At 71.9% G+C, this 23,468-nt stretch carries 19 protein-coding genes and 1 pseudogene; 14 read left to right on the top strand and 6 right to left on the bottom strand.

Annotated features, from left to right (window positions below):
• Positions 1-552 (top strand): annotated as a pseudogene (locus JHAT_RS34565) (hypothetical protein); the annotation flags it as partial.
• Between the two features lie 206 nt (positions 553-758).
• Here the strand turns inward: JHAT_RS34565 and JHAT_RS06110 are convergent.
• A complete protein-coding gene (locus tag JHAT_RS06110) occupies positions 759-1,661 on the bottom strand; it encodes a L,D-transpeptidase family protein (protein WP_375603545.1) in 903 nt (300 codons plus the stop codon).
• A gap of 252 nt (positions 1,662-1,913) precedes the next feature.
• Here JHAT_RS06110 and JHAT_RS06105 point away from each other — a divergent pair, with 252 nt between their 5' ends.
• Together JHAT_RS06105 and leuE are read left to right on the top strand one after the other, a co-directional pair.
• Positions 1,914-3,512, top strand: coding sequence for a methylmalonyl-CoA mutase (locus tag JHAT_RS06105; RefSeq protein WP_077796992.1), 1,599 nt, complete (start codon positions 1,914-1,916; stop codon positions 3,510-3,512).
• A 99-nt stretch (positions 3,513-3,611) separates the two neighbouring features.
• Positions 3,612-4,262 carry a leucine efflux protein LeuE gene (gene leuE, locus JHAT_RS06100; RefSeq protein ID WP_077796991.1) on the top strand — a complete coding sequence of 217 codons (651 nt, stop codon included), beginning with the start codon at positions 3,612-3,614 and terminating at the stop codon, positions 4,260-4,262.
• Positions 4,263-4,283: 21 nt separating this feature from the next.
• Here leuE and JHAT_RS06095 read toward each other — a convergent pair whose 3' ends face one another.
• Entirely contained in the window at positions 4,284-5,684 is a 1,401-nt protein-coding gene (locus JHAT_RS06095) for an FAD-dependent oxidoreductase (protein WP_077796990.1), read from the bottom strand.
• Positions 5,685-5,762: 78 nt separating this feature from the next.
• Between JHAT_RS06095 and JHAT_RS06090 the strand changes: the two genes are divergently transcribed.
• Complete coding sequence (locus JHAT_RS06090; protein ID WP_077797013.1) at positions 5,763-6,413, top strand: TetR/AcrR family transcriptional regulator; 651 nt, start codon at positions 5,763-5,765, stop codon at positions 6,411-6,413.
• Here JHAT_RS06090 and JHAT_RS06085 read toward each other — a convergent pair.
• The 4 genes from JHAT_RS06085 to JHAT_RS06070 all read right to left on the bottom strand — a co-directional run bounded on the left by JHAT_RS06085 (position 6,398) and on the right by JHAT_RS06070 (position 11,185).
• Positions 6,398-7,384: a class I SAM-dependent methyltransferase gene (locus tag JHAT_RS06085; RefSeq protein WP_077796989.1), complete on the bottom strand. Its 987-nt coding sequence runs from the start codon at positions 7,382-7,384 to the stop codon at positions 6,398-6,400. The genes JHAT_RS06090 and JHAT_RS06085 overlap by 16 nt on opposite strands.
• A gap of 76 nt (positions 7,385-7,460) precedes the next feature.
• Positions 7,461-8,630 (bottom strand): acyltransferase, encoded by a 1,170-nt coding sequence (locus JHAT_RS06080; protein ID WP_077796988.1) that lies wholly within the window; start codon positions 8,628-8,630, stop codon positions 7,461-7,463.
• Positions 8,631-8,873: 243 nt separating this feature from the next.
• Entirely contained in the window at positions 8,874-10,208 is a 1,335-nt protein-coding gene (locus JHAT_RS06075) for a polysialyltransferase family glycosyltransferase (RefSeq protein ID WP_077796987.1), read from the bottom strand.
• Positions 10,205-11,185, bottom strand: coding sequence for a glycosyltransferase family 2 protein (locus JHAT_RS06070; RefSeq protein ID WP_077796986.1), 981 nt, complete (start codon positions 11,183-11,185; stop codon positions 10,205-10,207). Before JHAT_RS06070 ends, JHAT_RS06075 begins: the two co-directional genes overlap by 4 nt.
• Before the next feature lie 198 nt (positions 11,186-11,383).
• On the opposite strand from JHAT_RS06070, the gene JHAT_RS06065 reads away from it, so the two are divergent.
• The 10 genes from JHAT_RS06065 (at position 11,384) to JHAT_RS06020 (ending at position 23,457) form a co-directional block, all read left to right on the top strand.
• Positions 11,384-12,700 carry a DUF6716 putative glycosyltransferase gene (locus tag JHAT_RS06065; RefSeq protein WP_077796985.1) on the top strand — a complete coding sequence of 439 codons (1,317 nt, stop codon included), beginning with the start codon at positions 11,384-11,386 and terminating at the stop codon, positions 12,698-12,700.
• A 62-nt stretch (positions 12,701-12,762) separates the two neighbouring features.
• A complete protein-coding gene (locus JHAT_RS06060; RefSeq protein ID WP_077796984.1) occupies positions 12,763-14,001 on the top strand; it encodes an N-acylneuraminate cytidylyltransferase in 1,239 nt (412 codons plus the stop codon).
• Between the two features lie 40 nt (positions 14,002-14,041).
• Positions 14,042-14,980 carry an N-acetylneuraminate synthase family protein gene (locus tag JHAT_RS06055; RefSeq protein ID WP_077796983.1) on the top strand — a complete coding sequence of 313 codons (939 nt, stop codon included), beginning with the start codon at positions 14,042-14,044 and terminating at the stop codon, positions 14,978-14,980.
• A gap of 43 nt (positions 14,981-15,023) precedes the next feature.
• Complete coding sequence (locus JHAT_RS06050; RefSeq protein WP_077796982.1) at positions 15,024-16,094, top strand: hypothetical protein; 1,071 nt, start codon at positions 15,024-15,026, stop codon at positions 16,092-16,094.
• A gap of 217 nt (positions 16,095-16,311) precedes the next feature.
• Positions 16,312-16,776 carry a hypothetical protein gene (locus tag JHAT_RS06045; protein ID WP_077796981.1) on the top strand — a complete coding sequence of 155 codons (465 nt, stop codon included), beginning with the start codon at positions 16,312-16,314 and terminating at the stop codon, positions 16,774-16,776.
• A 6-nt stretch (positions 16,777-16,782) separates the two neighbouring features.
• Entirely contained in the window at positions 16,783-18,672 is a 1,890-nt protein-coding gene (locus JHAT_RS06040) for an alpha/beta hydrolase (RefSeq protein WP_253195408.1), read from the top strand.
• A 95-nt stretch (positions 18,673-18,767) separates the two neighbouring features.
• Entirely contained in the window at positions 18,768-19,241 is a 474-nt protein-coding gene (locus JHAT_RS06035) for a hypothetical protein (RefSeq protein ID WP_077797011.1), read from the top strand.
• Positions 19,242-19,622: 381 nt separating this feature from the next.
• Entirely contained in the window at positions 19,623-20,855 is a 1,233-nt protein-coding gene (locus JHAT_RS06030; RefSeq protein WP_077796980.1) for a M20 family metallopeptidase, read from the top strand.
• Positions 20,856-21,029: 174 nt separating this feature from the next.
• Entirely contained in the window at positions 21,030-22,082 is a 1,053-nt protein-coding gene (locus JHAT_RS06025; RefSeq protein WP_077796979.1) for a BMP family protein, read from the top strand.
• 325 nt (positions 22,083-22,407) lie between these two features.
• Complete coding sequence (locus JHAT_RS06020) at positions 22,408-23,457, top strand: BMP family protein (RefSeq protein ID WP_077796978.1); 1,050 nt, start codon at positions 22,408-22,410, stop codon at positions 23,455-23,457.
• Positions 23,458-23,468: the final 11 nt, after the last annotated feature.

The following is a 23,468-nucleotide window of genomic DNA, read 5'->3' as shown; positions in this document are numbered from 1 at the left end:
GAACTCGCCAGGTCCTGCCGGGACGTGAGTGCCGGCAGGGCACTCGGCGGTGCCCGCAGGCACGCGCTGACGGAGGCGGCCGGCGGCACCTCACGGGTGGACGCGTTCTGCCGGAGCGTCCTCGGCGGCGCCGACGCCGCGACCCGGGACCGGGCCGGGGACGGCGACGGCGTCGGTGAGACCGCGGAGGACCTCCTGCGCGGGACGGTGGGCGAGGGTGAGCCCCGGAAGGACACCGGCGGCAGGAGCGGCAAGGGCGAGAAGAACGGCAAGAGCGGCAACGGCGGCACGGGTAAGAAGAGCGACACCGGCGGCAACGACGAGAAGAGCGGCACCGGCAAGCAGGGCGCCGGCAAGCAGGGCGCCGGCAAGCAGGGCGGGGACGGCGGGGACGGGGACGACGACGACCCCCGCGCGGCCCCCCGCGCCCAGAGGGACCCCGCACCGCGACCCGCGCGCACCACGGGCGCCCACGCGGCCCTCGTGCCCCTGCCGGACCGGCGGCCGGAGCGCGCGCCGCAGGGGTCGGCGCCGCTTGGCAATACCGCCTGACTTGCGTTTTCGTCAGCGGGCAGAGCGCGTTCCGGCGTAGGTGTGACACTTTCGGCCGCCGATGCGCAGTACTGGGTGAGCCGACTGGTCATCGGCTTCCGCGCCGAGCCGGGGTTCCCCCCGTACCCGCGGCTCGTGCGCCCCCGGCGCGGGCGGGACCCGTTCCCCCGGTCCCGCCCGCGCCCCCTTTCCGCTCCCGTACCGTCTCACCGGTACACGACGACCTTGTCGCCGTTGCGCACCCGCGCGTACAGATCCGCGATCGCCCCCTCGTCCCGCACGTTGACGCACCCGTGCGAGGCGCCGGCGTAGCCGCGGGCGGCGAAGTCGTACGAGTAGTGCACGGCCTGGCCGCCGCTGAAGAACATCGCGTACGGCATGGGCGAGTGGTAGAGCGTCGACCAGTGGTGACGGGACTTCCAGTAGACGTGGAAGACGCCCTCACGGGTCGGCGTGTACTGGGAGCCGAACCGCACCGCCATCGTCGACACCGTCCGGCCGTCGACCATCCAGCGCAGCGTCCGGCTCGACTTGCTGACGCACAGCACCCGCCCGGTCATGCAGCGCGGGTCGGGCGCCGCGGCCGGCTGCCCGCCCATCAGGTACAGCTGCCACCTTCCCGGTTCGCGCGTCATCGCCAGCAGCCGCTGCCAGGTGACGGTGTCCGTACGGCCCGTCCCGGGCAGTCCGCGCTTGCGCTGGAAGCCGCTCACCGCCCGTTCGGTGAGGTCGTCGTACGTCCCCGTCGGCCCGTCGACGAGCCAGCCGATCTGGCGCAGCCGGGCCTGCAGTTCGCGGACGTCCCGGCCCGTGTCGCCCCGCGACCACAGCACCGGCGCGGGCCGGGCGGGCGGAGCGGCGGCCGGCCGACGGACGGACGGGGTCCGCTTCGACGGCACACCGGGGGCGGCCCCGGGCGCGGGCGAGCCCTCCGCCCCGTCGGCACCGGGCACGGACCGGCCCGTGCCGTCGACGCCCGGCAGCGGCCGGCCCGTGCCGTCGATGCCGGGGCCCTGCACCGTGCAGCCGCCCGCCGCCAGCACGGCGCCCAGGGCGCAGGCGACCGCGCCCCGTCCGTACCGCACACGTCTCACGCGCCTCATACGCATCACTGTCCCCGCCGTCCCACGGTTCCGCACGGATGTCCCCCGGAGATGCTCCCCGCGGATGACGTGTCGTGAACGGCGCGGCATCGTTGTGACCGGGACCGCAACACGGCTGTGAGGAAGGTCCCAGCGTGTGCCCCTCCACCCGGGTGCGCGCCCGCCGATACAGTCCGTCGGAGGGTCGGTCTGTACTGGCGAGTAACTGACGGGTAGTTCGAGCAGCTCGAACACATGCTCAGCGGGAGGCAACACACCATGACGCGCGAGTCGGGCGGTGCTCGATCCACCGAGAGCGGACTGCCCATCGAGCCGGTCTACGGGCCCGACACCCAGGAGGGCTGGGACCCGGCCGAGAAGCTGGGCGAGCCGGGGGCGTACCCCTTCACCCGCGGCGTGTACCCGTCGATGTACACCGGCCGGCCGTGGACGATGCGCCAGTACGCCGGCTTCGGCACGGCGACGGAGTCCAACGCCCGGTACAAGCAGCTGATCGCCAACGGCACGATGGGTCTGTCGGTCGCCTTCGACCTGCCCACCCAGATGGGCCACGACTCCGACGCGCCGATCGCGAGCGGCGAGGTCGGCAAGGTCGGCGTCGCCATCGACTCCATCGACGACATGCGCGTGCTGTTCGACGGGATCCCGCTGGACAAGGTCTCCACGTCGATGACGATCAACGCCCCGGCCTCCCTGCTGCTCCTGCTCTACCAACTCGTCGCCGAGGAGCAGGGCGTGAGCGCGGACAAGCTCACCGGCACGATCCAGAACGACGTGCTGAAGGAGTACATCGCGCGCGGGACGTACATCTTCCCGCCCAAGCCCTCCCTCCGCCTGATCGCGGACATCTTCAAGTACTGCAGGGCCGAGATCCCGAAGTGGAACACCATCTCGATCTCCGGCTACCACATGGCCGAGGCGGGCGCGTCGCCGGTGCAGGAGATCGCGTTCACCCTGGCGGACGGCATCGAGTACGTGCGCACGGCGGTCGCGGCGGGCATGGACGTCGACGACTTCGCGCCCCGTCTGTCGTTCTTCTTCGTGGCCCGCACGACGATCCTGGAGGAGGTCGCCAAGTTCCGCGCGGCCCGCCGGATCTGGGCGCGGGTGATGAAGGAGGAGTTCGGCGCGAAGAACCCCAAGTCGCTGATGCTGCGCTTCCACACCCAGACGGCCGGTGTGCAGCTGACGGCGCAGCAGCCGGAGGTGAACCTGGTCCGCGTCGCCGTGCAGGGCCTGGCGGCGGTGCTGGGCGGCACCCAGTCGCTGCACACCAACTCCTTCGACGAGGCCATCGCGCTGCCGACCGACAAGTCCGCCCGCCTCGCGCTGCGCACGCAGCAGGTCCTGGCCTACGAGACGGACGTGACGGCGACGGTCGACCCGTTCGCCGGGTCCTACGTCGTCGAGAAGATGACCGACGACGTCGAGGCCGCCGCCCTGGAACTGATGCGGAAGGTCGAGGACCTCGGCGGCGCGGTCAACGCCATCGAGCAGGGCTTCCAGAAGAGCGAGATCGAGCGCAGCGCCTACCGCATCGCCCAGGAGACCGACTCCGGCGAGCGGGTCGTCGTCGGCGTCAACCGCTACCAGCTCGACGAGGAGGAGCCGTACGAGCCGCTGCGCGTCGACCCGGCCATCGAGGCCCAGCAGGCCGAACGCCTCGCCAGGCTCCGCGCCGAGCGCGACCAGCAGGCCGTGGACACCGCCCTGGTCGCCCTGAAGAAGGCCGCCGAGGGCGAGGACAACGTCCTCTACCCGATGAAGGACGCCCTGCGCGCCCGGGCCACCGTCGGCGAGGTGTGCAACGCGCTGCGCGAGGTGTGGGGCACGTACGTGCCCTCGGACGCCTTCTGAGCGCCTTTCCGATCACCCGTCGGACGCGCTGCGTGCGCGTCCGTACCGACGGCTGGAACACCGGGGCGGAGTGTCGCACTCCCGTGCGACACTCCCTCCATGTTCGGCGTCATCGACCTCCCCACCTACCTGGCGGGCCTTGCCCTCATCGTCCTGCTGCCCGGCCCCAACTCCCTCTACGTCCTCTCCGTGGCCGCCCGCCGGGGCGTGCGCGCCGGGTACACGGCCGCCGCCGGGGTCTGGTGCGGGGACACGGTGCTGATGACGCTGTCGGCCGCCGGGGTGGCCTCGCTGCTCCAGGCCAACGCCGTGCTGTTCGGGATCGTGAAGTACGCCGGCGCCGGATACCTCACGTGGCTCGCGATCGGCATGATGCGGGCCGCGTGGGCGATGTGGCGGACGCGGCGGGAGCAGGACGCGCCGGACGCCACCGCCCCCGTGGCCGGGGACGAACGGCCCTTCCGCCGGGCCCTGGTCGTCAGCCTCTTCAACCCGAAGGCGATCCTCTTCTTCGTCGCCTTCTTCGTGCAGTTCGTCGACCCGGGGTACGCCTACCCCGCCCTGTCCTTCGTGGTCCTCGGCGCCTTCGCGCAGTTCTTCAGCTTCCTCTACCTCAGCGCGCTGATCTTCAGCGGCACCCGGCTGGCCGCCGCCTTCCGCCGCCGCAAGGGGCTGTCGGCGGGGGCCACCACGGCGGCGGGCGCGCTGTTCCTGGGCTTCGCGGTGAAGCTGTCGTCGGCCGGTGCGTAGGCACCGCCGCCCGGCGGGCCGTCAGGCCGGGCCGAAACGGGCCAGGTAACCGCCGAGGCCGGTCGCGTCGTCGCCCGCCCAGCCGACGTAGCCGTCCGGCCGGACCAGGAACAGCCCCGTCCCGTACGCCCCGTGACCGGGCCCCCGGACCACGGGAACCGACTCCGGCACCGGCGGCGCCGCGGTGCCCAGCGCCAGCAGCGTCCAGTGCGGTCCGCGGAACGCGTCGAAGAGCCGGACGCCGTCCACCGTGCCGTCGGGCGCGCGGTCGCCGGCCCGCAGCGCACCGTCCGGGACGGTCCGCGTCTCCGCCGTCAGGGACGACTCCCGGTACCCGATCCCCAGTTGCCGGGTCGCGTCCCCGCGCCGCACCTCGCCGCGGTGGACGCCGGTCGACAGGCCGAGCACCTCGGCGGCGACCGGGCGCCGCTCCTCCTCGTAACTGTCCAGGAGTCCGTCCGGGGCGCCGCCCGTGAGCACCGCGCCCAGCTTCCAGCCCAGGTTGTAGGCGTCCTGCACGCTGGTGTTCAGGCCCTGTCCGCCGGCCGGCGAGTGCACGTGGGCGGCGTCCCCGGCGAGCAGGACGCGGCCCGCGCGGAAGCGGTCGGCCAGCGCCGCCCGGGGCCGGAAGTCGGAGGCCCAGCGGACCTCGGTGACGTCCTCGGGGGCCAGGTGGGTGCGGTCGGCGACGACCTTGCGCACGCCGTCCGCGGTGAGGTCCACGTCGGTGCCCTCCGGGAACCGCGCGACCACCTGGAAGTCCTCGGTGCCGGCCAGCGGGCACAGGGTGAGGAGGTCGACGTCGCCGCGGGGCGGGAAGATGTGCCAGTTGTCGCGGTCCAGCCCGCTGATGCGCACGTCCGCCACCAGCGTCGGACCCGGGTCGACCGTCTCGCCCGTCATGCCGATGCCGAGCGCGCGCCGCACGGCCGACCGGCCGCCGTCGGCGGCGACGAGGTACCGGGCGCGGACCGGCTCCCCGGCGGCGAGGCGCGCGGTCACGCCGTCCGCGTCCTGCGTGAGGCCGACGACCTCCCGGCCGAAGGCCACCGTGCCGCCCAGCTCCTGGAGGCGGGCCAGCAGGATCTCCTGGGTCCGCCACTGCGGCACCATCCACGGCTCGTCGTACGGTGCGCCCTCGCTCGGCTCGGCCGGGTCGAACAGGGAGTGCTCGCCGAGCCGCTCGCCGTCCCGCCAGATCATGCCGACCGGGTAGCCGCCGCCGGCCGCGTGGATCGCGTCGAGGACGCCGAGGTCGTCGAAGACCTCCATGGTGCGGGGCTGGAGGCCCTTTCCGCGCGAGCCGGGGAACAGCGTTCCCGCCCGCTCCAGCACCAGCGCGTCCACGCCCCGCCGGGCCAGGTCGATGCCGAGGGCGAGTCCGGTGGGGCCCGCGCCGACGATCAGAACGTCCGTGTTCATGCCGCTTCTCCTTAACGGTGTTAAGTGCCGCCCGCCCCGAGGATGTCCTTAACGGCGTTAAGGTGTCAAGCTGTGGGCGTGGGAACGGAACGACGCGCCCCCCTCGACCGCCGACGGGTCGCGGACACGGCGCTGAAGCTGCTGAACGAGGTGGGCCTCGACGGGCTGACCCTGCGCACCATCGCCCGGGAACTGGACGTCAAGGCGCCCGCCCTGTACTGGCACTTCAAGGACAAGCAGGCCCTGCTCGACGAGATGGCCACCGAGATGTACCGCCGGATGGTCGCCCAGGGCTCGCTCGACCCGGCCGACACCTGGCGCGAACGGCTGCTCAAGACCAACCGGGGCCTGCGCGCGGCGCTGCTCGGTTACCGCGACGGCGCCAAGGTCTTCAGCGGCTCACGCTTCACCGGCCTGGAGCACGCCGAGCAGATGGAGGACAGCCTGCGCCTGTTCACCACCGCCGGCTTCACCCTCCCCCAGGCGGTGCGGGCGACCTCGACGACGTACGCCTACACGCTCGGTTTCGTCACCGAGGAACAGGGCGTCGCCCCCCTGCCCGACCAGCGGCGCGAGGGGTACGACGTGGACGAACGCGCCCGCCGGATGGCCGACTTCCCCCTGTCGGCCGCGGCGGGCGCGGAGATCTTCACGGACTACGACCGGCACTTCGAGGAAGGGCTGGCGCTGGTGATCGACGGGATCGCGGTGCGCTACGGCCTCGACTGAGCCCCGGCCCGCCGCCGGGCCGCCCGGCGGCGCACCGCCCGGGTGACGACCGGCGGCAGCAGGTCCAGGGCGAGGCGGCGGACCCGGGCGCGGGGGGACGGCGCGGGCGCCGGCCGTGCCGTGCGGACCGCCCGCGGTACCGCCTGCGTCCGGCCCGGCGGGGACGCGGCACCCGGCTGCCGGTCCGCCGGGCCCGGCGCGGGCGCCCGGTGCCGGGAGACCGGCAGCGACGCCGGCCGCACGGTCCCGCCCCTGGCGCGGACCCGCACCAGCCGGTGCCCGGCGGCCTGCTCCACGGTCACCGCGACGTCGTCGCGTTCCCGCAGCGCGGCGAGCAACTGCTCCCGGACGGGCTCGGGGTCGCCCCAGGTGCCGTACATCTTCTGGCTGCTCAGGCAGACCGGACGCAGTCCCCGGTCGAGCACGGCCTCCCAGGCGGCGGCGGCCACGCCCGGGGTGTGCTCGGTGCGGTAGTCGTCGAGGACGACGATGCCCTCGGGCAGCAGCAGATCACGGGCCGCGCCGATGTCCCCGTGGACGTGCTCGTACAGGTGCGAGGCGTCGATGTGGGCGAAGCGGCAGGTGCCGGGCGCGACCTCCCCGGTGATCGCGGAGCTCGGGGCCTGGACGATCGCGGGCAGGGCGTCGTGGAAGGACAGGTAGTTCCGTTCGAAGGCCTGCCGGGTGAGCGTCGAGTACGACTTCGCCCACTCGGCCCGGTTCGCCTCGTCCGGGGCGTCCGCCTCGAACAGGTCGCAGACGGTGAGCTTCTCGCCGTCCCGCAGGTGGTGGCCCAGCAGGATCGCGCTCTTGCCCAGGTAGGCGCCCAGTTCGAGCAGGTCGCCGCGGGTGCCCGCGGTCCCCTGCCGTTCCAGGAACCAGGAGAACAGCATCTGGTCGAGCGGCCAGAACCAGCCGGGGACGTCGTCCAGCCCAGCGGGATGCGTGTGCGTAGCCTGCGCGGTCGCCATGAGGGGAGGATGCCCCCTCGGCACCGGAAGACGGCGGGCGCGCGCGGTCCGGTGGGCGGAACATCGCACGAATCGCTCAACGCGGCCGGTTGAGCACCGCCCGCAGCCGCGGCGTCAGCGGCTTCTCGACGAACCGGTACAGCAGCCAGGCCAGCCCCAGCATCCCGGCCACCGTCAGCGCGAAGGTCGCCGCCGACGGCACGTGCAGCCCGCGGTGCAGGAACCGGATCACCACCCAGCCCAGGTGCTCGTGGACCAGGTAGAACGGGTACGTCAGCGCGCCGGCCACCGTCAGCCAGCGCCAGTTCGCCCGGTTCAGCCATCCCAGCGCGACGGCCGCGACCGCCACGAAGCCGAAGGCGACGACCAGGACGATGCCGAACGTGGTCCGGTGCGCGAAGGCGTTCGGGTCGGTGGCGTTCCACAGGTCGCGCACCGCGTGGTGCTGGCCGATCAGGAAGCCGGCGGCCACCAGGCCCCAGGCGTACGCGTCCCGCCGGTCGCGGTGGACGAGGTACAGGCCCACGCCGCCCACGAAGAACGGGGCGTACTCCGGCATCAGCACCAGCTCCAGCAGCGGCTCGTGCGCGGCCTGCGCGAGTGCCGCGGCCAGCAGCCAGCCGGCGCAGAACATCAGGACGCGCCGGCGGTTCACGCCGGGCAGGACGACGCACACCGCGAACAGCGCGTAGAAGCGGATCTCCACCCACAGCGTCCAGCACACGCCCAGCACCCGGTCCGCGCCCAGCGGCTGCTGGAGCATCGTCAGGTTGACCAGCGCGTCGCTCGGCGACACCGCCTCGTAGACGACCACCGGCAGCGCGAACACCGCCGTCACGAGGATCACCGCCGCCCAGTAGGCGGGCAGCAGCCGGGAGGCGCGGGAGGCGACGAACGACGTCAGGGACCTGCCCCAGCCGCTCATGCAGATCACGAAGCCGCTGATCACGAAGAAGATCTGGACGCCGAGACAGCCGTAGGCGAAGAGGGTGTGCAGCGTGGGGAACTGGAGCTGGGCCGAACTGCCCCACGCGTCGGTGACGGAGCCGCCGCGCCCGCCGTAGTGGTACGCCGCCACCATCAGCGCGGCCACCAGCCGCAACCCGTCCAGGGCCCGCAACCGGGCCGGCGCCGCCTTCGCCTTCGGCGCCTGCGGCGCCCCCGGTATCGGCGGGCCGGACTCCGCGGTGGGGGCGGCCGCCGTACCCGGCCCCGCTGCCGTCGTGCTCACGACCGTCTCGGTCACTGCTCGTCTCCCTTGGCCGTTCCCTCACCCGTCGTCGGTCAGGACGCCCGCGGACAGACCGGTGCGAACGGCCGTGCGGGGAACGCGTGTGTGGTGGGGTGGGCCAAGGCTAGGCACGCCCCCGGCCGGGAACGGCGCCGCCGAGCGAACCACCGGGGGAATTTCTCCCGAACGCCGGACGACGGAACGGTGACGGCACCCGGCTCCCCCGCCCGGTTCACCTTCCCGTCATCCGGCGGCACCTCAGCGTTTGATCGAGCGACGAATGGCCCGCGCCTGCCGCACCACCTTCCGCGCCGCCGAATTGCGCGGCAGAAAGGCCAGCCGCACCGGAATCCCGCCGGGCAGTCCCAGTGAGGTGAGCCGCCGCTTCTTGAAATACCGCCAGGTGCGGGTGTTCAGATTCCCGCGCAGGAATTCCTCCGCGTCCGGCCGCAGCCCGGTCAGGATCTTCGGCTGCATCGCGAAACCCACCGCCCGCACCAGCGCGCCGAGGGCCTCCGTGTCCATGCCCCGGGGCCCCTCCGCGACGGCCGCCGCGTCGTCCGGCTCGGGCAGCAGCGCGTCGACGATCGTGACGGGCACCCGGTTGCTGTTCTCGTACGGTGTCAGCCGGTCCAGCAGCGCCCCGGTGCCGACCCGCGCGACCGGCAGGCCGTACAGCGCGGACGCGGTGAGCAGCGCCGTGGAGAAGCAGCCGACCACCAGCGCCGGGCGCATCCGCTGGTACAGCACCTCCGCGAGCACCGGCGTGTCCACCACCGTGAGGGCGACGCCGAGCCGCTCCGCCTCCTCCTCCAGGATGCGCGTGAAGCGGGCCGGGGCCGTGGGGTGCGGCTTGAACACCACCCGGGTGTGCCCGAGGCCGACGGCGCCGGTGAGCATCCGCACGTGCAGGGCCTCCTCCTCCTCGGCGGTCAGGATGCCCAGCGCCGACAGGTACTGCCCGAGCAGCAGCGCGGGCCCCTCGACGTCCGGCAGACCGGCGCCGGTGTCCGCCAGCTCGGCCAGCACCGCGGTGAACGCCGGGGTCGGCACGAGCTCCGGGCCCACCCCGAACTCGGTCAGCAGCAGCGGGGTGAGCCCCGGCACCAGGTCGAGGTGGAGCAGCCGCTCCACACGGGTGCCGACCAGCGGGTCGAGCTTGTTGCGGGTCGGCCCGTAGCTCATCAGACCGTCCGCGTACACGGTCAGGGGCGCGTCCGGGAACATCTGCGCCACCCCCAGCGCCGGCTGCACCTGGATCGACTCCACGACCAGGGCCACGTCGTCGTCCCCGAGCCCCCAGGCCAGCCGCAGGTACCGCTCCCACATCGGGGCGTCGTCCACGCGCGGGGCCCAGCCGCCCGGGTGGAACGGGAAGACCGTCTCGTTCCACGACACCACGTCGTCGAACCGGTCCCGCAGCCTCCCGAACCCCGGCATCGTGTCCAGGGACGGCGTCGTCTCGGGCGTCGCCGCGTTGTTGGACACCAGCAGGATCCGCCGGTCGGCCGCATCGAAGCAGCCCGCGTCCAGGGCGGCGGCCAGCGTCGCCGTGCCGTACAGCGTCGACGCCATGAAGATCTGCGTGCTCACGCCGCCACCTCCGCGGCCGGCGCCGGACGGCGGCGCAGCCGGCGCAGCCGCGTCGCCCGCTCGGTGTCCATCGAGGCGAGCACCTCGTCGAGCGCGTCCTGCGGCATCCGCCGCAGCGCGGCGGCGCTCATCGTCTTCAGCTTGCGTGCCACGGCAGGCTCGAACCTCTCGATGGAACCCAGATGGTGGGAGATGATCGCGCAGTACGTGCGCACCGCCTTCGGCAGCAGCCGCGCGGCGTCGGCGTCCGCGGCCGTCTCCGCGACGACCTGGTCGAAGGCGCGGATGAAGTCCAGCTGGCGGACGTCCCCGATCTGGGTGAGCGAGGACGCCACCCCGCGCCGGTAGAAGACACCGAGCAGCCCGGTCACCGCGAAGGACTCCGCCTCCCGGTGCAGTTTCCAGATCCACGGCCGGTCCTCGGCCGTGCGCAACCCGTCGGTGAAGTGCAGCAGGCCCCGGTCGACCAGCCGGCGGTGGTAGATCCCCGCCCAGGCGTACGCGTAGTCGACCGAGGTGGAGCGGTGGGCGGGCAGGATCGCGTCGCGCGGGTCCAGGGAGACGTTCCGGCGCCCGTGCGGCACCCGGGACAGGGTCCGGGACCTGGCCGTGCACTGCACGTGGTCGGTGCGCACGAAGTCGCAGCCCAGGTCCTCGATCACGGCGACCAGACGGTCGTAGTGGCCGGGGGCCAGCCAGTCGTCGCCGTCCAGGAAGGTCAGGTACTCGCCGCGCGCCCGGTCGATGCCGGTGTTGCGGGCGGTCGCCAGACCGCCGTTGCGTTCGTGGCGGACCAGTACCGCCCCCGGCAGCTCGTCCTCCGCGCGCGCGAGGAGGTCCGCGGTGCCGTCGGACGAACAGTCGTCGACGAGAATGAATTCGAAGTCGTCCCGCGCGTTCGCGCGCAGACTCCGCAGGGTGTCGGGTGCGTATTGCCGCACGTTGTAGAACGGCACGATGACGGAGAGCTTGGGCACGTCCGCGACGTTAGGCGCCGGCCCGACATGCGGCTTTACCTGTGCCTTGATGCGAGGTGAACGAGGCATGGCGAAGCCGTGAAGTGGACGGGATTTCCGGCGTCCGGCGCCCCGATTCGCCGTTCGGCGACGTGCTGTTCACCCTTTGTTGCTTTCCGGTTGGGCGGTTCCTAGAAATGGGTTCCTAACGTCTTCGGCGTGCCAGCAAGTGCAACGAAGGCCCGGCGAGTCGCCGTTCTCGCGGATTCCGACACCCGGTGGAAATGGGGCGCGCTCACCGCGTCCCGCATCTCCCCCGACGGTGCGGACCTCCACCTGGACGGCTACCTCCTGCGGGGCCGAGCCACCCCCACCGCCCGCCAACTGGCGGAAGTCGGCGCCGCCGCGGACTCGCTCCGCGAGGTGACCGCCGCCGAGTTCCTGCGCGCCATGGCCGAGGAGCCGTACGACGTGCTCGTCCTCGCCCTGGTCGGCGGCGGCGTCCAGGCCGTGCTGCACGGTCTGCGCCACGCGTGGGAGGGCCGCACCGACCGGCCCGTCGTCGTCACCGGCTACGTCGGCGTCGTCTACGAGAAGCTCACCGACGGCCTGCTGCTGCGCCACGGCGCCGACCTCGTCCTCGCCAACTCCCGCCAGGACGCGGACCGTTTCCGCGCCGTGTACGAGGGGGTCGGCGCCGACGCCTCCGCGGTGACCGAGGTCGCGCTGCCCTTCCTGGGCGGGGCGGAGCACACCGGCGAGCACGGCCACCCCTACACGGTGGTCTTCGCCGCCCAGCCCTCCGTCCCGGACGGCCGCCGGGACCGCACGTACCTGCTCGACCGGCTCGTGGGGCACGCCCGCCGGCACCCCGAGCGGGAGGTGCTGCTCAAGCTGCGCTCCAAGCCCGGCGAACACACCACGCACATCGAGGAGCTGCCCTACCAGAAGCTGGTGCAGAAGGCCGACCCGCCGCCCAACTTCCGCCTGGTCTACGGGCACATGGGCGACGTCCTCGACCGCACCGACCTGCTGGTCACCGTCAGCTCCACGGCCGCCCTGGAGGCCCTGCACCGGCGCATCCCGACGGCCGTGCTGACCGACCTCGGGGTGCGCGAGGCCCTCGGCAACCACCACTTCGTGGGCTCCGGCTGCCTCGCCTCCTGGGACCAGCTCGACGACGGCCACCTGCCCGTGCCCGACCCGGCGTGGACCGCCCGGCAGGGCGTCGCGGCCGACGGCACGTACGGCACCGCCTTCGACACCGCCCGCGCCCGCATCACCGCGCTGCTGGACCGGCCCGGCGGCCTGCCCCCGCTGGCCCCCTACTACACGCCCGTCACCGCCCCCGGCTACCTGCCCGGCATCCTCGCCCGCCACCACCTCGCCCCGGACGGCAGCCCGCTGCCCGGCGCCCCCGCGGCCGACCGCGCGCCCGGCCCCGTCCGGCAGATCGTGCGCCGCGCCGCCCGCGGCGCCTACCGGCACGGCGTCCAGCGCGTCGCCCCGGTGATCCGGCGGATGGGGGAGCTGTGACCGGCCCGCACCCCGCCCGACCCCGCACCCGTGTACCCGCAGGAGACCGAGGAGCCCCTCCCATGACCCAGCCGGACGACCCGCGAGCGGGCCGAGGCGCCTCGGTGCGCCGCGTGCTCGCCGTCATCCCCGCGCGCGGCGGCTCCAAGGGCGTGCCCGCGAAGAACCTCGCCCCCGTCGGCGGCGTCCCCCTCGTCACCCGCGCCGTCCGCGAGTGCCGGGCCACCCGCCTGGTGACGGACGTCGTGGTCTCCACCGACGACCGGGCCATCGCCGCCGCCGCCCGCGAGGCCGGCGCCGAGGTCGTGCTGCGCCCCGCCGCCATCGCCGGGGACACGGCCACCTCCGAGGCCGCGGTGCTGCACGCCATGGACACCCACGAGGCCCTGCACGGCGCCGCCGTCGACGTGGTGCTGCTCGTGCAGTGCACCAGCCCCTTCCTCGTCCGCGAGGACGTCGACGCGGTGGCCGGCGCGGTCGCCGAGGACGGCGCCGACACCGCGGTCACCGTCGCCCCCTTCCACGGCTTCGTCTGGCGGGACGGCGAGGGCGAGGACGGCGGCCACGGCGTCAACCACGACAAGGCCCACCGCCCCCGCCGTCAGGACCGCCCCCAGGACCTCCTGGAGACCGGCGCCGCCTACGCCATGGACGCGGCCGGCTTCCGCAAGCACCAGCACCGCTTCTTCGGCCGCACCGAACTGGTCCGCACCGACCCGGCCCGCGTCCTGGAGATCGACGACCCGCACGACCTGGCCCGCGCCCGCGCCCTCGCCCCCCTCCTCGACGGCGCCCGGCCCGGCGCCCTCCCGACCGGCGAGGACGTCGACGCGGTCGTCCTCGACTTCGACGGCACCCAGACCGACGACCGGGTGCTGATCGACTCCGACGGACGGGAGTTCGTCTCCGTGCACCGCGGCGACGGACTCGGCATCGCCGCCCTGCGCCGCAGCGGCCTGCGGATGCTGATCCTGTCCACGGAACAGAACCCGGTCGTCGCCGCCCGCGCCCGCAAGCTCGAGATCCCCGTGCTGCACGGCATCGACCGCAAGGACCTCGCCCTCAAGCAGTGGTGCGAGGAACAGGGCATCGCCCCCGAGCGCGTGCTCTACGTCGGCAACGACGTCAACGACCTGCCCTGCTTCGCCCTCGTCGGCTGGCCCGTGGCCGTCGCGAGCGCCCACGACGCCGTCCGCGGCGCCGCCCGCGCCGTCACCACCGTGCCCGGAGGAGAAGGCGCCGTCCGCGAGATCGCGAGCTGGCTCCTCGGCCCCTCCCTCGACGTACCCGACTCCCTCTGAACCCCCACGCACACCCGGCCCACGTAAGGAACCCCCAGCCATGAGCACCGACTCCCGCATCCGCACCTTCGGCACCCGCGAGGCCGGCCCCGGCCGCCCCGTCTACATCACCGGCGAGATCGGCATCAACCACAACGGCGACCTCGAGAACGCCTTCAAGCTGATCGACGTCGCCGCCGAGGCCGGCTGCGACGCCGTCAAGTTCCAGAAGCGCACCCCCGAGATCTGCACCCCGCGCGACCAGTGGGACATCGAGCGCGACACCCCCTGGGGCCGGATGACGTACATCGACTACCGGCACCGCGTCGAGTTCGGCGAGGACGAGTACCGCCGGATCGACGAGTACTGCAAGGAGAAGGGGATCGACTGGTTCGCCTCCCCGTGGGACACCGAGGCCGTCGCCTTCCTGGAGAAGTTCGACGTCCCCGCCCACAAGGTCGCCTCCGCCTCCCTCACCGACGACGAGCTGCTGCGCGCCCTGCGCGCCACGGGCCGCACGGTCATCCTGTCCACGGGCATGTCCACCCCCAAGCAGATCCGCCACGCGGTCGAGGTCCTGGGCAGCGACAACATCCTGCTGTGCCACGCGACGTCCACCTACCCGGCCAAGGCCGAGGAGCTGAACCTCCGCGTGATCAACACCCTCCAGCAGGAGTACCCGAACGTCCCGATCGGCTACTCCGGCCACGAGACGGGCCTGCAGACCACGCTGGCCGCCGTCGCCCTCGGCGCCACCTTCGTCGAGCGCCACATCACCCTCGACCGCGCCATGTGGGGCTCCGACCAGGCCGCCTCCGTCGAGCCGCAGGGCCTGACCCGCCTGGTGCGCGACATCCGCACCATCGAGGCCTCCCTCGGCGACGGCGTCAAGAAGGTCTACGACTCCGAGCTCGGCCCCATGAAGAAGCTGCGCCGCGTCACCGGCGTCGTCGCCGAGGCGGAGATCGCCGCGGCGGCCGGCGAGCCGGTCACGGTCTGACCCACCCCCCCACCACGCCCTACGACGGGACGGTCGTACACCGATGAGCCCCCGTGCCGGGAACACCGGCTCCCGCACTCTCGCCTTCGTCGAGAGCCCGGTGCAGCTGCTGAACGTACTGGAGTGGGCGCACACCCGTGCGCCCGGCGCGGAGCTCACCCTCGTCGTCCTCTCCCCGGTGGACCCCATGACCCGGGGGCAGCTGCGCCGCATGGCGGAACTGGCCCGGCGCGAGGGCCACGAGGTCCGCTGGGAGGAGGCGCGGGGCGGCGCCACGGCCCCCTTCCGCACGGTGGGGGGCCTGACGGCCCCCCTGCGCCGCGCCGACCGGGTCGTCATGGGCGACCCCTTCTCCCGCTACGTCCAGCTGCTCCTGACCATCACCCGCGCCCGCGACCTGGTCGTCGTCGACGACGGCACGGCCACGATGGAGTTCGTCACCCAGCTGGCCCGCGGCGAACGCCTGGTCCGCTGGCACCGCAAGGGCGCCCGGCCCGGCCCCCGCGACCTGCTCTTCGCCCCCGTGTCGGCGTCCGCCCGGCGACGCCTGACCCCGGCCCGGGGCCGCGACGTGGAGGTCTTCTCCGCCATGCCCGTGGACGACACCCCGGACGGCGTCACCGTCACCCCCAACGCCTTCGCCTGGACCCGCGCCCGCTTCGGCCCGCCCCGCGTCACCAAGGGCGCCGACATGGTCGGCACCTCCCTGGTGGAGACGGGCGTCGTGGACGGCGACCGCTACGTGGACGCCGTGCGCGGCCTCGTGAGGACCCACGGCGCCGCCCGCTACTTCGCCCACCGTCGCGAGAGCGCGGAGAAGCTCCACCGCCTGGCCGTCGAGACCGGCTTGGAGATCGTCCGCCCCGACCTCCCCCTGGAACTGATCGCCCGCCGCGGCCCCATCGGCCGCACCGTCCTCAGCTTCCCGTCCACGGTCGTCCACACCCTCCCGCTGGCCCTGGCCGGCACGGACGTCCGCGTCGCCGTCTGCGACATCGACCCCGCCTGGCTCACCCGCTCCGCCTCACCCCGGGCGAGCGGCTTCCTGTCGGGCGTGACGGGCACGGCCCGGGACGTACACCGGCTGTCGACGGTGGCGGGCCAGACGGCGTAGGCACCCGGTGAAGCGACGACGGCGCCACCACGAGAGACGCCGCCCGGCCGGGCCGGAGCTTGCGCGGATCTGAGTACGGACACTCAGGTGTCCTGGTGACTGTCGCGGGTGGGACCCGTGCTGACGGCCCGTTAGCGTTCTCCTCGACCACAAGCAGTACACGCGTACGCACAGCTCAGCTTGGCGGCGTACGTCAGGAAGCCGGGGGAGGCCACGCATGGCGTGGGGCGAGTGGGAGCAGCTCAAAGCTGCGGCGGCCGAGCGGCGATCCGCGCACATGCAGCTCAATCAGTTACCGGCCGACCGGGGAGGAACGGGCGGTGGCGGTACCTACGGCCCTCCGTCGGGCAGGCTGCGGTCGGACAAGTCCGCATGGTCCAAGGCGGGGGAGGGCCTTGGCGAGGTGCGGACCGGTATCGGCAAGGCGTTGACGAAGCTGAAGGATTCCCAGACCGGTCTCGACGAGGGTTCCGCGTTTCTGACCGCCGCGGCGCAGAAGGGGGTCTTCGACTCGTGGGAGCGCCGGGTGAAGGACATCGACGAGTGGTGCGACGGGCTCGCCGGTGTGCTGGAGAAGACGGGGAACGACCAGCTGAGGACGGACCAGGCGATCGAGGCCGAGATCGCCGCGCTGAGCGTCGGTTCCCAGGACGCGTCCGCCGGCCACGGCAAGGGCCGGTGACCGGGCGTGGACCTCAAGACCCTCAAGGCGCTCAAGCCGGCCGAGCACGCGGAGGCCGCGGACGGATACCGCGCGATGAGCGATGCGGCCGACGCATCCAGGGAACGTATCGGCAAGCAGATCACCAAGGCCATGGACGCGGCCAACGAGGGAAAGGCCGCTGACGCCGCGCAGAAACAGCTGAAGAAGCTCGCGGAGAACCTTCACTACACCCAGGTCGAGTGCGGCCTGGTCAGCGGGGCGCTCAACGGCTTCTCCGCCGAGATCGCCTCACCTCGGCGCCGCCTGATCGAGGCGTTGGACGACGCGGCGGCTCTGGGATACCCGGTCAGCCCGGCTGGAGACGTCACCTTTCCCGCAGGCGGCGAGAACAAGGCGACCGGAGGCGAGGTCCCGGGCGGCACGGCCGTCGGCAACAACGGCATGCTGAGTCCCGACAACAGAGCCCTGTACGGCCCCGGACCCGACGGGTTGTACTCACCGGACGCGAGAGCCAGCGGTATCGACATCCACCACGGCAATCCGCACTTCGCGAAGGCCCAGGACATCGCCGACCGCATCGCCCACGCCCTGCGGGAAGCCACGGAGATCGACGAGCGCTACAGCGAGGCCCTGGGCAAGCTCAAGGCGGAGCCAGGGCTGGGCGTCACCACGAAGACGTGGGCGGACGTGGCGTCCGACGTCGGTGCCGTCAGTTCGGCCGCGAGCGAATACCTCCGGGACACCATCCCGCTGGACAAGCCTCCCGCCGACCGCAAAGAGTGGTGGGACAGCCTCAGCGACGAGGAACGCGAGGAATACAAGATCGCTTTCCCTGAGATCATCGGAAACCTGGACGGCATTCCGGCAGCGGTGCGCGACGAGGCGAACCGCGAGAACCTGCCCCTGCTCATCGCGTCACTGGAGGGCCGGCACGACGAGGCGTCGCAGACCAAGCTGGGTGGTCTGGAGAAAATCCAGGAGAAGCTCGGAAAACCCAGTGTGCCACCGATGTACCTCTTGGGCATCGGCCTCGAAGGTAACGGGCGTGCCATCGTCTCCTTCGGTAATCCAGATAAATCCAAAAATGTCTCGGCATACGTCCCTGGACTCGACACGAAGCTTGACGAGTCATTCGCCGGTGGCACCGTGAACCGCGCCTTCTACACCGCCAAGCTGGGCCAGGAAATGAATCCCTCGACGGCGTCGATCGTCTGGCTCGGTTACGATGCGCCACAGATGACGCCCGGTGACCTGGTGTCCGGGTCCAGCGTCATGTCGAAAAACAATGCCGAGGAAGGGGCTCCGGCCTACAACAGCTTTATGGGCGGCATAGCGGCCACCAACGAAAACGCCGATCCGCATATCACGGCAATCGGTCACTCGTACGGATCGCTGACCGTGGGGACGGCCGCGAAAAAGGGCGGGGGTATTCCCGGTGTCGATGACATCATCCTGGTCGGCAGTCCCGGTGTCGGCGTGGATAAGGCCAGTGACCTGGGAGTCGACAAGGAGCACGTCTGGGTGGGGGCAGCCGAAAACGATATAGTGACCAAACTGCCGTCCCCGAAGGAGGGCGGCGGCGCACTCCTCGGCGCCGGCATCGGAGCGGTCGCGGGTGGCTTGCCCGGCGCGCTCATCGGTGGTGCCGCCGGTGGCAGCGTGAGTGATTCCGACGACAATGACCTATGGTTCGGCAAGGACCCGGTGAGCGCAGAATTCGGTGCGAACAGATTCAAGACGCTACCTGGCCCGGCCCTCGTCTCGGTGCCGGACGTCTGGAATTCGGGCCTGACTATTGACGCGCATTCGAACTACTTCAATCCGGAGCAAGGAAAAGATCAGGTGTCCGCGAAGAACATTGCCGCCATCGTCGCCGGTGAACCGGGTTTCGTTTCGAGGGAGAAGCCCCGGTGAGAAGGACGGTATTGGCTGCTGCGGCGCTGACCCTGTTGCTCACTGGATGCGGACCCCTCGACTCTGATCCCTCCCCCAAGGAGCAGGAGGCCACGATGAACATGCAAGAGGCGGCCGATCGCGCCGATGCCATCCTCGACAAGACGTTCGCCGCGATCAAACCCCCCGTCCGATGGACGCCCACGTTCACCATGCCGGGCGACTGCTACGTGGACCGCGACCGGACAGTCATGACGATCATCTCGGAGCAGCGGCGCGCCGCGTTTCTCGGTGTGGTGGAGCGCCACTGGAAGAGCGAGGGCTACGAACTGGTCGACGTCAGCGCGAACGGGCTGGCTGCCAACTTCAGGACCAAGGACGGGTTCCAGTTGCAGGTGCTCGTCGGCGCCCACGGACAGGCCCACTTCAGTGTGACCACGCCCTGTGTGGAGAAATCCGAGGTGTCCGATCCGGCCGGCCCGCCCGACGGCCCGGACTACTCCCAGCAGCAGGTTCCGGCTCCGAACGTCCACTCGGACTTCTGGTCGTCCAGTGATCCCCTCCCCTCGTCGTCCCCCAGCCGGACGTGACGACAGGAGCGGGGCGGTGGCGGGCCCTCCGGCACCGTTGCCCAGGATGATCCCGGGGATCGCGCAGGACCGGTGATCGTCCCGTCGTGGTCCTGCGGGGGCCGGATGCCGGGGGCCGGAAGGGGAACGGGTGGGCGAGCCGCCCGTCCGGCCGGTGGACGGGGACGAGTGGGGTGCGCGGAGCGTGGTATCCGTGGAGGGAGTGAGGAAACAAGAAAAGCGGAGACGGGTGCGGCGGTCAAAAGGGTGAAAGCTTACCCACCTCCGTCGGCACCCATGCGCCGTACGGCCAACTTTTCTTCCCCTAACGGGTTGAACTTTTGTTGATCGCAGGACAGTTGACCGTCCCGGCGTCCTACCCTTCAAAGGGTGAAGCAATTGATGTCCCGAGAGTCCGAGGTCGACCCGTCCGGGGAAGCGCTGCTTCCCGGCACCCTTCCCGAGGCGCTGCGCGCCGAGCTCGTGGCCTTCCGCCGCGACCTGCACATGCACCCCGAGCTGGGCAATCAGGAGTTCCGCACGACCGCCGCGATCAAGGAGCGGCTCGAGCGGGCCGGCCTCAAACCGCGGGTCCTCCCCGTCGGCACCGGGCTCGTCTGCGACGTCGGCACGGACTCGGGACAGTGGGCCGGCGGGCCGCGCATGCTCGCCCTGCGCGCCGACATCGACGCGCTGCCCATTCCGGACACCAAGAGCGAGTGCCCGTACCGCTCGATCGTCCCGGACCGCGCCCACGCCTGCGGGCACGACGTGCACACCACCGTCGTCCTCGGGACCGGCCTGGTCCTCGCCGCCCTGCACGAGCAGGGCCTGCTGCCCCGCCCCGTGCGGCTGATCTTCCAGCCCGCCGAGGAGGTGCTGCCCGGCGGCGCCGCCGACGCCATCGAGGGCGGCGCGCTCGACGGGGTGCGCCGGATCCTGGCCGTGCACTGCGACCCCCGGGTGGACGCCGGGAAGATCGGGCTGCGAGTGGGCCCCATCACCTCCGCCTGCGACCGGCTGGAGATCTCCCTGAACGGGCCTGGCGGGCACACCGCCCGGCCGCACCTGACGACCGACCTGGTCACCGCCGCCGCCCGCGTCGTCGTCGACGTGCCCGCGATCGTCGCCCGGCGGGTGGACAGCCGCAGCGGCCTCGCCATGACCTGGGGCCGGATCGACTGCGGCCACGCCCCGAACGTCATCCCGCAGCACGCCGAGCTCGCGGGCACCGTGCGCTGCCTCGACCTCGACGCCTGGCGCCAGGCGCCCGACCTCCTGGTCGGCGCCATCGACGAGGTCGCCAACCTGCACCGGGCCAAGTCCGAGATCACCTACGTGCGCGGGGTCCCGCCCGTCGTCAACGAGGTGACCAGCACCGAACTGCTCCAGGCCGCCATGGCCGCCCGGCGCGGCACGGACGCCGTCGAGAGCACCGAGCAGAGCCTCGGCGGCGAGGACTTCTCCTGGTACCTGGAGCACGTGCCCGGCGCGATGGCCCGGCTCGGCGTCCGGCCGCCCGGCGAGCGCACGGTGCGGGACCTGCACCAGGGCGACTTCGACGTGGACGAGCACGCCATCACCGTCGGCGTGGAGATGTTCACCGCGGCCGCCCTCATCGACGCCGTGCAGTAACCCGCTCCGGTACCGTCCGGCCGCGTCCGGTCCGGTGGTCCACCGGACCGCGACGGGCCAGCGGCACGAATGGATAACGGCCCTGCGGAATCCCGTTCCCAGGAGTTTCTACGCGCGTTAATGTGCGCCGAACCGAGCGCCCGCTGCGGGGCTTTGGAGAATGGGGAACTTCAGATGCGTCGGATATCGAGACTGACCCGCGTCGCGGTCGGGGTCGCGTCGCTCGCACTCGCCGCCACGGCCTGCGGAGGCACCAGCAGCGAGAGCGACAGCGGCGACAAGGGCGGCAAGGGCGACAAGGGCCTCGCCCTCGCGTACGACATCGGCGGCAAGGGCGACCAGTCCTTCAACGACGCCGCGTACGCGGGCCTGGAGCAGGCGAAGAAGGAGTTCGGCTACGAGACGGCCGACATCGAGCCCACCGAGGGCGAGACGGACGCCGACAAGGAGCAGCGTCTCGCGTCGCTGGCGAAGCAGGGCTACAACCCGGTCATCGGCGTCGGGTTCGCCTACGGCCCGGCGATGAAGGCCGTCGCCGAGAAGTACCCGGACACCACCTTCGGCATCGTGGACTCCGTGGTCGAGGGCAAGAACGTGGCGTCCCTCGTCTTCGCCGAGAACGAGGCCTCCTACCTCGCCGGCGTCGCCGCGGCCAAGGCCACCAAGACCAAGACGGTCGGCTTCGTGGGCGGCGTGGACGTTCCCCTGATCCACAAGTTCCAGGCCGGCTTCGAGCAGGGCGTCAAGGACACCGACCCGAAGGTCAAGGTCCTGCCGCAGTACCTGACGCAGACGGCGGAGGAGGGCGGCTTCTCCAGCCCCGACAAGGGCCGCGCCGCCGCCGAGGGCCAGATCGAGAAGAAGGCCGACGTCGTCTACCAGGCGGCCGGCCTCTCCGGGCAGGGCGTGATCGAGGCCGCCGCGAAGGCGAAGGTCTGGGCGATCGGCGTCGACTCCGACCAGTACAAGCAGGAAGCCCTCGCCAAGTACAAGGACTACATCCTGACCTCCGCCCTCAAGGACATCGACGGCGCGGTGTACGCCCTGGCCAAGTCGGTCAAGGACGGCAAGCCGCTGACCGGCACCCAGACCTTCGACCTGAAGTCCGACGGCGTGGGCCTGTCCGACAGCAACCCGAAGTTCGCCCAGGTGCCGGGCGCCAAGGACGCCGTGGCCAAGGCCAAGGAAGGCATCGTCGACGGTTCGATCAAGGTCAAGACCGAGTAGACGGCCGGCACGGAACCCCGGAAGCGGGCGGGCGCCCCCGGCGCCCGCCCGCTTCCGCGTTCCCGCCGGGTGCTTCCGCGTCCCCACCGCCCGCTTCCGCGTCCTCGCCGGGTGCCGCCGCGTCCTCGCTGGGCGCCCGCACGTCACCCTCCGCCACCCCCCGTTTGCGGCCGGCAAGCCCCGCCCCTTTGACCCGGCCCCCTTGCTCACGGGCGGATAACAAGGTGGACAGAAGGGGTTTTCAGGCAGGTCTACGCGCGTTAATCTGCGGCGAAGCCAGCGCCGAAGCCGAACCGTACGGCGCTTGTACGACAGGAGCTCCACAATGCGCCGGATTTCCCGGATCACGGTCGCAGGCGCAGCGACCGCCTCCCTGGCCCTCGCCCTCGCCGCCTGCGGTGGTACCTCGACCTCCTCCGGGTCGTCCGAGTCGAAGGGCGACAAGGGCCTCGCCATCGCGTACGACGTCGGTGGCAAGGGCGACCAGTCCTTCAACGACGCCGCCTTCTCGGGCCTGGAGCAGGCGAAGAAGGAGTTCGGCTACGAGACGGCCGACATCGAGCCCACCGAGGGCGAGACGGACGCCGACAAGGAGCAGCGCCTCGCGTCGCTGGCGAAGCAGGGCTACAACCCGGTCATCGGCGTCGGCTACGCGTACGCCTCCGCCATGAAGAGCGCCGCCGAGAAGTACCCGGACACCACCTTCGGCATCGTGGACGACGCCACGATCAACGCGAAGAACGTGGCGGACCTGGTCTTCAACGAGGAGGAGGCCTCCTACCTCGCCGGTGTCGCCGCCGCCAAGAGCACCAAGACCAAGACGGTCGGTTTCGTGGGTGGCGTGGACGTCCCGCTGATCCACAAGTTCCAGGCCGGCTTCGAGCAGGGCGTCAAGGACACCGACCCGAAGGTCAAGGTCCTGTCGCAGTACCTGACGCAGACGGCGGAGGAGGGCGGCTTCTCCAGCCCCGACAAGGGCAAGACCGCCGCCGAGGGCCAGATCGAGAAGAAGGCCGACGTCGTCTACGCCGCCGCCGGTCTGTCCGGCCAGGGCGTGATCGAGGCCGCCGCGGCCCACAAGATCTGGGCGATCGGCGTCGACTCCGACCAGTACAAGCAGGAAGCCCTCGCCAAGTACAAGGACTACATCCTGACCTCGGCCACCAAGGACGTCGCCAAGGCCGTGTACAACCTTGCGAAGTCGGTCAAGGACGGCAAGCCGGCGACCGGTATCGTCAAGGGCGACCTGAAGTCCGGCGAGGTCGGCCTGTCGGTCTCCAACCCGAAGTTCGCGGGTGACGCCGAGCTCCAGGCAGCCATCAGGACGGCCAAGGAGAAGATCGTCAGCGGCGAGATCAAGGTCAAGAGCAGCTGAGCCCCAGCACC

The organism is Streptomyces sp. JHA26 (genome assembly GCF_002005565.1).
Classification (GTDB): domain Bacteria; phylum Actinomycetota; class Actinomycetes; order Streptomycetales; family Streptomycetaceae; genus Streptomyces.
Note: the sequence above shows the minus strand (reverse complement) of the source record. Positions and strands in the feature narration are given on the sequence as shown.